13 protein-coding genes are annotated in these 13859 nt (G+C 37.7%); 4 read left to right on the top strand and 9 right to left on the bottom strand.

Features of this window, described 5'->3' with window-relative positions:
* Positions 1-41: 41 nt before the first annotated feature.
* The 6 genes from OCK74_RS08615 to OCK74_RS08590 form a co-directional block, all read right to left on the bottom strand.
* A complete protein-coding gene (locus OCK74_RS08615; protein ID WP_279296618.1) occupies positions 42-1463 on the bottom strand; it encodes an L-serine ammonia-lyase in 1422 nt (473 codons plus the stop codon).
* Positions 1464-1557: 94 nt separating this feature from the next.
* Entirely contained in the window at positions 1558-2049 is a 492-nt protein-coding gene (locus OCK74_RS08610; RefSeq protein ID WP_279296617.1) for an FKBP-type peptidyl-prolyl cis-trans isomerase, read from the bottom strand.
* Positions 2050-2198: 149 nt separating this feature from the next.
* Positions 2199-2540: a hypothetical protein gene (locus tag OCK74_RS08605; RefSeq protein WP_279296616.1), complete on the bottom strand. Its 342-nt coding sequence runs from the start codon at positions 2538-2540 to the stop codon at positions 2199-2201.
* 63 nt (positions 2541-2603) lie between these two features.
* The gene (locus OCK74_RS08600; protein WP_279296615.1) at positions 2604-2957 is read right to left on the bottom strand and encodes a hypothetical protein; all 354 of its coding nucleotides are present in this window, start codon (positions 2955-2957) and stop codon (positions 2604-2606) included.
* A 54-nt stretch (positions 2958-3011) separates the two neighbouring features.
* The gene (locus OCK74_RS08595; protein WP_279296614.1) at positions 3012-5399 is read right to left on the bottom strand and encodes a penicillin acylase family protein; all 2388 of its coding nucleotides are present in this window, start codon (positions 5397-5399) and stop codon (positions 3012-3014) included.
* Positions 5400-5599: 200 nt separating this feature from the next.
* A complete protein-coding gene (locus OCK74_RS08590; RefSeq protein WP_279296613.1) occupies positions 5600-6256 on the bottom strand; it encodes a protein-L-isoaspartate(D-aspartate) O-methyltransferase in 657 nt (218 codons plus the stop codon).
* A gap of 107 nt (positions 6257-6363) precedes the next feature.
* Between OCK74_RS08590 and OCK74_RS08585 the strand changes: the two genes are divergently transcribed.
* Complete coding sequence (locus tag OCK74_RS08585; RefSeq protein WP_279296612.1) at positions 6364-6981, top strand: methyltransferase family protein; 618 nt, start codon at positions 6364-6366, stop codon at positions 6979-6981.
* 64 nt (positions 6982-7045) lie between these two features.
* Here OCK74_RS08585 and OCK74_RS08580 read toward each other — a convergent pair whose 3' ends face one another.
* The gene (locus OCK74_RS08580) at positions 7046-8773 is read right to left on the bottom strand and encodes a phospho-sugar mutase (RefSeq protein WP_279296611.1); all 1728 of its coding nucleotides are present in this window, start codon (positions 8771-8773) and stop codon (positions 7046-7048) included.
* Positions 8774-8865: 92 nt separating this feature from the next.
* Here OCK74_RS08580 and OCK74_RS08575 point away from each other — a divergent pair, with 92 nt between their 5' ends.
* Positions 8866-9831, top strand: a complete 966-nt coding sequence (locus OCK74_RS08575) for a DUF2279 domain-containing protein (protein ID WP_279296610.1) — start codon at positions 8866-8868, stop codon at positions 9829-9831.
* 72 nt (positions 9832-9903) lie between these two features.
* Here the strand turns inward: OCK74_RS08575 and OCK74_RS08570 are convergent, their stop codons facing one another.
* Positions 9904-10413 (bottom strand): phosphoribosyltransferase family protein, encoded by a 510-nt coding sequence (locus OCK74_RS08570; protein ID WP_279296609.1) that lies wholly within the window; start codon positions 10411-10413, stop codon positions 9904-9906.
* 44 nt (positions 10414-10457) lie between these two features.
* On the opposite strand from OCK74_RS08570, the gene OCK74_RS08565 reads away from it, so the two are divergent.
* On the top strand, positions 10458-11777 hold the full coding sequence (locus OCK74_RS08565) for a 4Fe-4S dicluster domain-containing protein (RefSeq protein WP_279296608.1): 1320 nt from the start codon (positions 10458-10460) through the stop codon (positions 11775-11777).
* A gap of 23 nt (positions 11778-11800) precedes the next feature.
* Here OCK74_RS08565 and OCK74_RS08560 read toward each other — a convergent pair whose 3' ends face one another.
* Positions 11801-12382, bottom strand: a complete 582-nt coding sequence (locus OCK74_RS08560; RefSeq protein WP_279296607.1) for an HPP family protein — start codon at positions 12380-12382, stop codon at positions 11801-11803.
* A gap of 366 nt (positions 12383-12748) precedes the next feature.
* Here OCK74_RS08560 and OCK74_RS08555 point away from each other — a divergent pair, with 366 nt between their 5' ends.
* A complete protein-coding gene (locus tag OCK74_RS08555) occupies positions 12749-13645 on the top strand; it encodes an aldo/keto reductase (protein WP_279296606.1) in 897 nt (298 codons plus the stop codon).
* The last annotated feature ends 214 nt before the right edge of the window (positions 13646-13859 follow it).

The raw sequence follows: 13859 nt of genomic DNA, 5'->3' as shown, positions 1-13859 counted from the left end.
GACTTGTTTTGATAAAGAGCTGGCAAATGCCAGCTTTTTTATTAGCATTCGCTAAGTCCAAGAGGTATGTTAATAGCCAGGCCACCTTCAGAAGTTTCTTTATACTTGCTATTCATGTCCAAGGCTGTTTCCCACATGGTTTCAACCACTGCGTCCAAAGAAACCTTTGCATAATCCGGAGCACTTTGCAGCGCCAATTGCGAAGCTGTAATCGCTTTTATTGCTCCCATGGTATTTCTTTCAATGCAAGGTATTTGTACCAAACCGGCAATGGGATCACAAGTCATTCCCAAATGATGTTCCATGGCAATTTCTGCAGCCATTAAAGCCTGCCGCTGCGTTCCTCCTAAAACCTCTGTTAATGCCGCTGCGGCCATTGAAGACGAAACACCAATTTCTGCCTGGCATCCCCCCATAGCAGCGGAAATAGTAGCGCCTTTTTTAAAAATACTTCCGATTTCAGAGGCTGTGAGTAGAAACTGGATCACTTTATCATCAGTAACGTTTTCATGAAAGATCAAATAATAGAGCAAGACTGCCGGGATCACACCCGCGGCACCATTTGTTGGAGCCGTCACAACTCTTCCAAATGAAGCATTTTCTTCGTTTACAGCCAGTGCAAAACAGCTTACCCAATCCAAAATATATTGGAAAGAATTGCCTCCCTGCCCTATTGCAGTCAACCATTCTTCAATGTTGTTGTACTTTTTATTTTTCAGCAATTTTTTATTAAGTCCAGCTGCTCTCCTTTTAACGTTTAACCCGCCAGGTAAAACGCCTTCTGTATGACAGCCTCGGTAAGTACATTCCTTCAGTATCCTGGCGATATTCAGCAATCCATCTTTTGTTTCTTTTTCATTTCTCCAGGCTGTCTCATTTTCCATGACTACCTCACTAATTGAGAGACCTGTTTTAATACACCAATGCAATAAATCTGAAGCCGTGTTGATAGGAAAAGGAAGTGAAACTGAAGACTTCGTCCGCTCCTCTCCTTCTTTGATGACAAATCCACCACCTATAGAATAATAGGTTTCAGCAAGGGTTTCTTCATTCTTGAACTTTGCTAAAAAAGTCAATGCATTAGGATGGAAAGGAAGCGACTCTGTATATAAAAATTGAATATCGATAGCGGGATCAAAATCTATTTCCTGTCCATCCAGCAAGAGTTTTCTTTGGGATCTTATCTGGCTGATCTTTGGTGTAATCTGGTCTACATTGAATGTAACAGGATCATCTCCACTCAGACCTAATTGCACAGCAATATCCGTTCCGTGTCCTATACCAGTTTTGGCTAATGATCCATATAATAAAACCTGAACTTCTAAAATATTAGATAATGGCCCCCTTTTTTTCAGGGTGTCTAAAAAACGTAATGCTGCCCTCCAGGGACCCAGTGTATGAGAACTTGAAGGCCCTACACCAATTTTAAATATATCAAATACAGATATTGCTTCGTGTGCCAAAAGATTAAGTTTTTACAAAATTAAACTACTGTTTAAAAAGAAAGGCACAAGCGGATTATACTGCTTGTGCCCAACCATCGTAATGTAATATGAATTATTGAACAGCAACCAGTTCCACATCAAAAAATAGAATTGAATTAGCTGGAATAGTTCCTGCTTGCTGGTTACCATATCCTAATGATGGCGGAATATAGAGATGAATTTTTCCGCCTGTTTTAATTAAAGGAATTCCATTTATCCAACCTCTAATTAGACTGGACAAATAGTTCGTATAAGTTTTATCTGTTGCTGTCTGATCAAAAACAGTTCCATTTGGAAGAGTTCCTTTGTATTTTACAGTAACAATAGAACAAGCAGTCGGAGCAACACCTGTTCCTTGTTCTTCGATAGCGTAAAACAATCCACTGCAATGTTCAGTCGCGGTAATTCCATGATTGGCTAATGTATCTTTCAACGCCTGAATTTCACTAGAAGGCGCTTTAGCACCACACGGATCATAAGTACATTTTTGTTCTGAACCAGTGTTCTTCAAGCAACCAGTAAAGAGACTAATCAATCCAAAACAAAACAAAAGTTTTTTCATCATTTACACGTTTTTAGTCTATATATATTTAAATTTTAAGATAAATAAAAAGTTCGCATTCAAAAATCAGCATTATGCACGCTGTCATCCGTTGCGTGGTATATCATATTAGCCTTATACTGGTTAGCAAAATATAAAGCAGAATGAATTACCTAAATTGTTCCAGTAAGCAATAATATTAAAGCAATAATTGCCAAAACAAGAGCAGCAAGTGGATATGTAAATAAAAGTACCAGTGTAATGATACCAATAAGAATGTAGATGATTAATTGTCTGTCAGAAACATTTGAAAACAAAGAACTTAGTTTTTGCTTTATTAACAACCAAGTCATTTTACGTTTTAGTTTCCTTAACTGCTTGCGGCTTTTTTGCCCGGCATATAATGATAAAAGAACAGCACTCAAAACAGAAGCTACAGCTACATTATCGGTTAATCCAATTGCGGGTTTAGATACATTATTTGTTGGTTGCACAGTTGATGAAGCAAATGCCATGATCCAAGAAATTTATTTTTAATATTTAAGGAGGCTCAAAGGTAATTATATAAGTGTCTTGTTTTAAACCGTTTGTTTACTTTTTATTGTTAAAGAACTTCCGCTCATTGCAGCGAAACCTCCAACCAAAGCCCCGATAAAGGCAGTAGCAATTATTAATAAAAAAGGAGAACTCAGAGAAAAAAGTTGTGCGATTTTTTGAGATAAGATGCTATTATTTTTCACATCAATCCATAAAGCCAAAACCGTCCATAATATAAATATTCCAAGAAATCCTGATAAAAAACTATGCACAATGGGTTGCCTGATAAGGATTGCAACAAGAAATGCAACAACGGCTATACTCCACCAAGGGAAATAAATGCCGGCAATAAAACTTAGTAATGCAGTTAAAAGAATAGAAACTAATATTTTCATTTACATTTAATAGTTTGGTGTGTGTATTATTTAAATGAACGCCCTGATATTGTATTAAATGTTTGAAAATTTAATAATAAACTTAATGCGCTCATCAGATTTTTCACTTTCTTTCATTATCCAAAGCGGATAATATTTTCCTGCCGCCCAATTACTAACAAAATTATCATAATACTTACTTCCTGGGTTGCCACTTTGTCCGCCAGGATAAATGCCATAAGCTTCTGTAGGTGAAGTCAAGTGAACAATCATTCGCCAACTGGGGCCATGTGTACTGGTTACTGCATTCAGCGTATTGTTCCAGCCACCAACTTTGATACCTGTACGTGCAAAAGGCATCAATGAACTTTTCAGTAAGTGATAAATTGTTGGATTTTTATGTTTCCACCAAACGAGGTCTGTTGTGTTTTTCTCCATATTTAGTTCCTTCATCGCTAATTTAAAGGCTTTGGTAACTTGTAATTCCAAGGTTTCTTTGTATGGAGTACTCACATCGTCAATATACTTTGACGCAGAATCGCGCAATAATATTTCAATCATTGTATTTTCATCAGGAGTAACTACCGGCTCTTTAAATTGCTTCCATTCATCGTTCCAGATCACAGCTTTTAAACTGTCCATCCAAGTCTGATAAATTGTTGCAGCTTTTGAATCCGGCGCAGCAATGTAATTCCATTTAGCAATTTCATTCAAGTTAATCTTTTCGAATTGACTCAAGTTGGTACGATCCACGTTCTTCAGTAACATAGGTACTGCTTCTGAGGCCAGGCTGCTGTAACAGTCATTTTGGAGGATCATCATCATTCGAGGAGTCACCTGCTGCATTTGACTTAATTTATTAAATAAGGTTATTCCACGAGGGGTAAGATAATTTCCAGGAATAAAGTATGGGTAAAGGGAATCCACAGGCCGCTGATTGGCACTTTGGACAAAGCCTTCAACCGGATTCAGGACATGTGGGTTTTCTGATTGAGGGATATAGCCCTGCCACATATAGGAAGAATCCTCTCCAGGCATTATGTATAAACCCTGGCGTCCCCATCGTGCGGGGAATTTTCCTTGCTGCCATATGGAAATGTCGCCACTTTTGGAAGCAAAAGTTATATTCTGTCCTGGGCAATTAAAAGATTTTATGGCTGTTAAAAAGTCGGAATAGTTTTGTGCTCTATTTAGTTTAAACCACATGGCACCTTCATTGGAAGGGTCATGAGCACTCCAGCGTAGCGCTATGGAATTTTTTGCTGAAATATCTGTTCCAAAACTTTCATCAAACATAACGGGACCAAATACTGTATAAGCCACCGTGTCAAAATAGGAGGCCTCTCCCTTAATCTTTATCTCTTCAACCCTTAAATCAGCAGCCTTCCAACTGCTGTCGAACCAATATTCTTTTTTAGAATCATCTTTAAAGCGGACACGGTAATAGTCTTTTACATCCCGCTGGGCGTTTGTAAAGCCGAATGCAATGCTGTCGTTAAAGCCAATTATCACGCTTGGTGAACCTGGAAATGTAGCTCCATAAACATTCATGGTAGGGGTTGTCAACTGCATCTCATACCATATAGAAGGTAAAGTCAGATCAAGATGTGGGTCGTTACAAAAGATAGGCGCACCACTTTTTGTTTTTTGGCCACTCACTGCCCAACTGTTGCTTCCATTCTTTCTGTCAGGTTTGAAGATTTCTTTAGCCTTCACGGTAGTATCGTTATTCAGGTATAAAGAGTCTACAGAAGATGGTTTTACAGGAACAATGGAAGGTGGAGCAAAGGCAGTTCCTTTTGGGATTATTGGTTTTAAGGAATCATCAATTGAAGGAAAAAGAATACGCATTTCCTGCTCTGTAAATACAGTATGCAGGTTTGTAAATTCGAAATCCCGGTCAAAACCCGCTAATGTTTTGCTCATTTGTTTTAAGAAAAGTGCAATCTTTTTATTACTCCATAGTTCAGGCCTATAATCCAATAATTTATATTCAATTGGCAATTCTTTTTCTGAAAGTGAAGAGATATAGGCATTAACCCCAGAGGAATAGGCATCAAAAAATTGTTTGGAAGCTTTATCTTTTCCCATTTCTTTTAATGCATTTTCTGCGGCATAAGTCATTCCAAGCCTTCTTTGTTCCCGGTCGAAATGGATAAAGCGTTCGTCCTTACCTAAAATTTCGCTGATCCTGCCTGCTGCGGCCATCGTTTGAAACTCCATTTGCCATAAGCGAAACTTAGCATGTAAGTATCCCTGTATAAAATAGGCATCAACGTCTTGTTCTGCAAAAACATGCGGAACCAAGCGTTGGTCAAAATAAACGTTCGCTTTGCCTTTTAAGCCCCTTAAGGCAAGATTTTCGCTAAAATCGTAATCACAGGCTTCAGCGTTTTGCCAAAATCCATGTTGAGGGCTTAAAAACTTTCCTAATGGCGGAACTGAACCCCATTTATTATTCAAGAAAAAAATTAAAGCAATGGTAATGATGGTAGAAGTTACAAATGGTAGGATGCGCATAAGCAAAAAACTCTCATCTTCAAAACTGCATAGTCAATATTCCGTTTTGAAGATGAGATTTTAGTTTAGGATTGAAATAAAAGAACTTTTCTAAGATAAGAATAATGTTTGTTTGTACCCTCTTTTAAAATTAAAGAAGCTCATTAATCGTTCTTTCCTCCCAGCATGGGTACAAAGCTAAAGAGATCAAAATTTTCCTCTACAAAGCTGCCATCAGGTTGCTTTTTAATCCTTTTCATCACCTGGTAATCACCTGTTCCAACAGGAATGACCATCATACCGCCAGGTTTTAGTTGCTCCAACAATTTTTGAGGAATAAATGGAGCGGCAGCTGTAATTAATACTTTGTCAAATGGCGCGTATGTTGGCAAGCCTTCGTAACCGTCTCCATAAAAGAGTTTAATATTCGGATACTTTCTTAAGTAAGAGAATCTTTTATTCTGGTCAAAAAGTTTTTTCTGCCTTTCAATTGTAAATACCTGAACACCCATTTCGCCTAAAACGCACGCCTGGTAAGCACTGCCTGTACCAATTTCAAGTACTTTGTCAAAAGGTTTCAATTCCAGAAGCTGAGTTTGGTAAGCAACAGTATATGGTTGTGAAATTGTTTGGCCTACGCCAATTGGAAAGGCCCGATCTTCGTAAGCAACCTCATCAAAAGCAGAATCTAAAAAAAAGTGTCTTGGAACATTTTCGATTGCGGCTAATACTTTTTCGCTAGAAATACCTTTTTCCCTTATTATTTCTACCAGCTTCCTGCGCAGTCCTTTATGCCGGTATGTGTCATCATAATTTCTCATGGCGCAAATATAGTGTCACAACAAACTTGCCAATCAATGTTAGTTTTGGTAGCATATTTGAAATTAATAAATTAGCAATTCCAGAACATCAAACAATAAAACTGATTGTGGTAAAAGAGCACGCAATTCTGGCAATTTTATGGATGGGCTATTGTGCTATTCATAGCATACTTGCCAGTTCCAGGGCAAAAAAGATGGCTGGTTCCATATTAAAAGAGCATTTTAAATATTATAGACTCTATTATTCGCTTTTTGCTTTCATAGGCCTGGTATCCCTCTTATATTATTTAACCCGGATGCACTCTTATCTGCTTTTAACCAGGACCACTATTTATTATATAATAGGTAGCATAATGGGATTAGGTGGATTAACTGTTATGTTTATCTGCATAAAGAAGTATTTTGTTCAATTAAGTGGACTGAAAAGTCTTTACATAGAAGAAAAAGCTTCGAGTGAGTTGATGATCACCGGCATTCATACCTATCTAAGACATCCGCTTTACGCTGGAACATTTTTATTTATATGGGGGCTTTGGATATTATTCCCATACTTATCTCTTTTAATCTCCAATATTATTATTACTATTTATACTATTATTGGTATTGGTTGGGAAGAGCGGAAACTTGTCAAGGAATTTGGAGAAAGCTATGTACGGTATAAAATGAAGGTTCCCAAATTGATACCATCTTTAAGGAAGGGAGGTGGTGGAAAATTAAATAAATGAGGCTGACTCCTACTTTAGAGCCAGCCTCTTGAATAACAACTAGATTTCAATTGTTTACCAAAGTTTATTTTAATTCCATCTCCTTGATAATGACATCAATTTTATTCTTTAACTGAGCTTCTACATTTTCAAAATTCTCAGGAGCATTAAGCGGCGCATTTACACTGAAGTAGAATTTAATCTTTGGCTCAGTACCAGATGGACGAGCGCTGATTTTGCTTCCGTCTTCAGTAAGGAACTGCAGCACATTTGATTTTGGCAGCTCAATAGGCGATTGGGTATGCGTTAAAAGGTTTGTTTTTACTCTTTTTTCATAATCCAACAGCTCAACAACCTTGCTGCCTGCTAAAGTGGTTGGAGGATTATTTCTAAAGCGTTCCATCATATCAGCTATTTGCTGCTGACCATCACGTCCTTTTTTTGTAATTGAAATCAGGTTCTCTTTATAAAAGCCATAGTCAACATAAAGTTGAATCAGTTTTTCAAAGAGGCTTCTGCCCTTTGATTTTTCATAAGCAGCCATTTCGCATAAGATGGCAACTGCGGAAATGGCATCTTTGTCGCGCAGATGAGAGCCAATCAGCAAGCCATAACTTTCTTCGCCGCCAATTATATAGTTTTCTTTACCTTCCTTTTCCTTGATCAATTCGGCTATCCATTTGAAGCCGGTTAAAACATTGTAACAAGCCACTCCATTTTTAGCTGCAAATACATCAATCATATCGGTAGTTACAATGGTCTTTACTACCATATCATTGGGCTGTGCGATGCCCTTTTCTTTACGACTTTCAATTAAATAGTTGAATGCAAGTAAAGCTGTCTGGTTACCATTCAAAAGCACCCATTTGCCACGGTTATCCTTAACGCCTATACCTACACGGTCACTATCGGGATCAGTGCCCAAAAGAATATCGGCGTCTATTTCCTGTGCTTTTTTCAGGGCATAGCTCATGGCTTCACTTTCTTCCGGGTTTGGATAAACTACTGTTGGGAAGTTACCATCAGGCGTACTTTGCTCTTCTACAATTTGCAAATTCGTAAACCCAAATTCCTTCATTAACTGAGGGACCAGTTTGATTCCAGTTCCATGTATTGGGGTATAAACAATTTTTAGATCTTTTTCTTTTGCCACAACTTCAGGATAAACGCTCAGGCTTTTCACCATTTTAATATAAGCATCATCCATTTCCTTGCCGATCAAAGTAATGTTTTCGTCGTTGCCATTCCATTTCACTTCATCAACGCTTTCAATTTTTTCAACCTCAGCAATAACATTTTTATCATGCGGAGGCACTAATTGCCCTCCATCATTCCAGTAAGCTTTATAGCCATTGTATTCCTTAGGATTGTGTGAAGCAGTACATACCACGCCTCCCTGACAGCCTAATTGACGAATAGCAAAAGAAAGCTCAGGAGTTGGGCGCATATCTTCAAATAAAAAGACTTTTATACCATTTGCTGCGAAAACTTTTGCTGTGGTTTCTGCAAAAAAGCGGCTGTTATTGCGGCTATCATGGGCAATTGCCACTTTAATTTCTCCTCCAGGGAAGCTATTTTTCATATAATTAGCAAATCCCTGTGTAGCCATACCCACAGTATATTTATTCATCCGGTTGGTTCCAACACCCATTAATCCCCGAAGTCCACCAGTTCCGAATTCAAGGTTTCTATAAAAGGCATCTGCCAATTCTTCTGAATTGCTTTTTTGAAGCTCTAAAATTTGTTTCTTTACGTCCTCATCAAAATTACCGTTGAGCCAGGTGGTTACCTTTTGTTGAATAGCTGCATCCATATATGTTTACGGTTTTAGGTTTTAGTTTGATTTGAAGATAGGGAATTTGAAAAATCTGTTGCGAATATAAGTCTGTATATAATTTTGGCGCCATGAACCAATTTTTTTTAGTCATTTTATCTTTTTTAAGCATCCAGGCAGCTTCTCAAAATATAATAATAAAAAGTGATTCTTCTGACGAAAATTCAAGTTATCATCAAACTTTACCTGAAAATACTCTAAAAGCCAGGCAATGGTTCATTGGTGGAATTTCAATTGCTGGTTATGGTGGTTCCTTAATTTATTTAAATGAAGCCTGGTATAAGGGTTATGAGAAGACTGGATTTCACACCTTTAATGATTCGAAGGAATGGCTGCAAATGGATAAGGTTGGGCATGCATGGACCGCTTATAACACCAGCCGAGCAACCACGGCATTATGGAGATGGGCCGGACTTTCTCCAAAGAAATCTGTTTTATTGGGAAGCCTTAGCGGCTTTAGTTATTTAACTGTAATTGAATTATTAGATGGCTACTCAGCCAAATGGGGCTGGAGCTGGCCTGATATTGCAGCAAATTTCACAGGAAGCAGTCTATTTGCGGCACAAGAGCTTTTATGGGGAGAGCAAAGAATACAGTTTAAGTATTTGGCTCATCAGAAAGCTTATCCTTTAGATCTTAAAACCAGAGCTAATGAACTATTTGGGGAGCGTTTGCCTGAGCGCTTGCTCAAAGATTACAATGCCCAGACTTTATGGCTGAGTTTCAATTTAAAATCTTTTATAAAAACAAATGCCCTTCCCTCCTGGTTGAATTTAAGTATTGGTTACGGAGCTGAAGGCTTATATGGTGGCGTTGAAAACAGGGCTTTTGATAAGCAAGGGAATATGACTTTTAACCGGATGGATATACAGAGATACCGACAGTGGTATCTTTCTCCGGATGTTGATTTTACAAAAATAAAAACTAATCGGAAGGGGGTGAGAACAGTTTTAGCTGTTTTAAACATTATTAAAGTACCTGCGCCTGCACTAGTACTTTCCAATGGAAAAGTAAGAGGAAAGTTATTAAGCTATTAGATGCCCGCAATTCAGTACCTGGGTACTGAATTGCGGAGTTCACCAACATAAAGAATTAAGGATGTGCTTTAGTTAGTGGAGCCAGGCTCCAATTATTGTACTTCCTTCGGTTTCAACCGTTATATGATCCTGCAATGTAGTAGACAAAGACAGCCCTACAAAATCTGAGAATACAGGAAACATCTTATGACTTCGTTCTACGAGTACCAGTGTTTGAATTTTTTTCGGATTAAAGTTCAGGAAAGGCTTTAATGCATATAAGAGGGTACGACCACTATTAGCTACATCGTCAACAATGATCACTATTTTATCATTAAAATCATCGACACCTTCTACCCTAACATCCATTGGCTGCCTTTTATTTAAATGAATGGTGGCAAACTCAATGTCTACATTTATAATCTTTTTAAGTTCATCGACCAGGTTGCTAGCAACAATAACGCCATTGCTGGCAATTCCTACTATCACTATTGAAGTCTCACCTGTATTGCTTTCTGCTACTTCTATAGCCATTCTGCGCAACCTTCGTTTTATGGCTTCGGCATTTAAAATGCAATTTTTTGTTCCCAATTCTGTTTTCATCTACAAGTTTTACTATCTTAAATTAGCAAATCTAAGCACAGAAAATGCAGATCATCCAACAAATATTATTCATCTTCCTAGCGACCTTCGCAATTTTTTTATTTTCCAGGCAAGTTAAGTTGATCAGGCGCAACATCAAATTGGGCAGGGATGAGACAATCGAGCCTCATCCCAAGCGTTGGAAAAATGTGTTATTAATGGCCTTGGGACAAAAAAGAATGTTTGACAAACCATTGGTTGCCTTATTACATTTTGCTGTATATGCAGGATTCATCATTATAAACATTGAGATACTTGAAATTATTCTAGATGGCATTTTCGGTACTCATCGCCTTTTTGCACCTACACTTGGCCGTTTTTATTCTTTTGTAATTAACTTTTTTGAGGTACTGGCATTTTTAGTTTTACTATCATGTGTCATTTTCCTAATTCGCAGAAATATTCTGAAAGTTCGCCGGCTTAATTTGAGAGAACTCAATGGCTGGCCTCGCAGCGATGCCAATTACATATTGATATTTGAGATCGTGCTAATGGCATTGTTCCTTACGATGAATGCTTCAGACAAAGCGTTGCAACTGATGAATTATAGTCACTATGCTGATTTATCAACCAATTTTTTTGTATCAGGCTTTATCACACCAATTTTTACCAACTTCTCTCCTTCTGTTCTAGTTGGTATTGAAAGGACAGCATGGTGGCTGCATATTGCCGGTGTATTTTTTTTCCTTAATTATATTCCATTTTCAAAACATTTACATATTCTCTTAGCATTCCCAAATACTTATTATGCACGGCTAATACCTCAAGGAAAGATGCAAAATATGCCAGAAATTCAAAGGGAGGTATTATATGCCATGCAGCCAGAAACAGCACCAACCGAAGCCCCGGCAGAAGATCCCAAGAAGTTTGGTGCTAAAGACGTATTTGATTTAAGCTGGCGAAACCTCCTCGATGCTTATACATGTACAGAATGCGGGCGCTGCACGGCTTCTTGTCCAGCCAACCAAACGGGTAAATTGCTTTCACCAAGGAAAATCATGATGGACACCCGTGACCGGATGGAAGAAATCGGCCGCAATATTGATAAAAATGGTAGCTTCCAGGATGACGGTAAAACGCTATTACACCATTACATTTCTGCAGAGGAATTAAGAGCATGCACATCCTGCCAGGCTTGTGTACAAGTTTGCCCCGTTCTTATACATCCTTTGCACATTATTAACCAACTGAAGCGGTACCTGGTAATGGAAGAAAGCAATGCTCCCCAGGAGTGGAATTCAATGTTCAGCAACGTCGAGAACAATTTTGCGCCATGGAAATTTTCGCCAGATGAAAGAGACAAATGGGCCGCAGAGATGGATTAGAAAATACCGGATCTATCCATTAACTACCGGTATTTTCTCTCCCATAATTTATACCAACTTTTATTTGCAGGATAACTTCTATTCGAGCTAGCATTATTGAACACAACCGCAACTAATAATAAAATAAGTACTCCAGACAAAACCGGCATTAATACAAAAAAATATCCAAGTTGTTGAATCTTAATAGAACCAATGTTAGCAATTAAAGCGGTTGCTCCTCCTGGTGGATGTAGTGTTTTGGTAATCTGCATTAGAACAATGGAAAAAGATACAGAAAGTGCACAAGACAACCATACCTCCTGAGGGATAAAGCGATGTAAGGTAACCCCTACTAAAGCAGAAATCACATGTCCGCCTATGAGATTTCTTGGTTGGGCAAGAGGGCTGTTTATAATCCCGAATACCAAAACCGAAGAAGCTCCAAAAGAACCAATCAAGAATAAATTGTCGGATACTGTAAAGTGTTTACTATTTAATAATCCAATCAGGCCAATTCCAATAAAAGAGCTAATAAATGTCCAAAAATGCTCTTCATGATCAACCAAGGTTTCTCTATAAATTACATAACGGGCAATACGATAATTACGTTTTAGCTTTCGCTTCATGTCTCACTTAACTCGATGTTGTATTGAAAAAGCTGCAAAATTAATGAGTTGTTTGAGTTTTCCGTTAAAACATTTTACCATGTAATTGCGTTTAAAAATCTTGCATACGAGTCGAGAATATTAATTGTCTAACAAGGTTTATATCATGCTGTTTAATGCGTATTATATTGATTATTAATAATTAAGAATGCTTTTTTACATAATAAGATGTAAAGATTTCATTTTTTGCAAGAGACATGCAAACTAGTGCAAAATATTTTCTGAAAGCAAGCATAGATTAATATATTATATTTATTTTGTCTAATTCGGAAGCATAAGCAGATAGAACGGCAGCAATTAATAAATAAAATTTCAACAAGGAAGATCATGAATTACCGTCAGCTTGGGAAGTCAGCGCTTCAGATAAGTGAAATAGGCTTTGGATGTATGTCATTAAAGGGCAATGAGGAAGAAAGCAAAAACATTATTCATAAGGCGATAGAACTGGGTGTGAACTTTTTTGATACTGCCGATTTGTATGACAAAGGAGACAATGAGGAAAAGATTGGTAAAGCCCTTATTGGTAAACGTGATAAAGTGATCCTTGCTACAAAAGTCGGTAATCAATGGAAAGCAGATGGGAGTGATTGGGAATGGAATCCAAGAAAAGAATATATTTTAAAGTCTATTGATAACAGTCTGCGACGTTTAAAAACTGATTATATAGATCTGTATCAATTACATGGAGGAACCATAGAAGATCCGATAGATGAAACCATAGAAGCATTTGAGTTGCTTAAAAAGCAAGGCAAGATTCGCTTTTATGGAATTTCATCTATCAGGCCAAATGTTATCCGGGCGTATGTAAAGCGTTCGAATATCGTGAGTGTAATGATGCAATATAGCTTGTTGGATCGACGTCCTGAGGATGGTTGTTTATCACTGCTTCAACAAAACAATATAGGTGTGTTGGCTAGGGGCAGTGTTGCCCAGGGTTTGTTGGTAGATAAACCGGCAAAAGAATATCTTAGTTTTTCAATTGAAGAAGTAAAAAAAGCTGCAAGTACTATTCAACTTATTTCTGGCAATAACAGAAACAGTGCTCAAACAGCTATTCGATTTGTTTTGCATCACCCAGCTGTAACTTCTGCTGTTATTGGGATCAGGACAATGGAACAGATGATAGAGGCCGTGCAGACGATACATACCCCTTCCCTATCAAATCCTGAATTTAGGCTTTTACAGCAATCAGTTAAAGCCATAGCCTATGAACAGCATAAATAAAACATTTCCAATTCTGTAACCCTACCGTTCTTCAAAGGATACGCAGAAATGATAATTCAAGGCAAGTAAGGGCGATTATACAATTTCAATTAATTGTTGATCAATTTCATCTGCACAATTGTTTCTGATAAGCATTTTTTACAGGCATGATCTTTTTAACATTATTATTAAAATCCACTTCAACCCCTATCTTTGATGTCTTTGGAGAATAACT

This window comes from Paraflavisolibacter caeni (assembly GCF_025628885.1).
GTDB lineage: Bacteria > Bacteroidota > Bacteroidia > Chitinophagales > Chitinophagaceae > Flavisolibacter > Flavisolibacter caeni.
The sequence above is the reverse complement of the archived record's forward strand: the minus strand, read 5'-3'. Positions and strand labels throughout refer to the sequence as shown.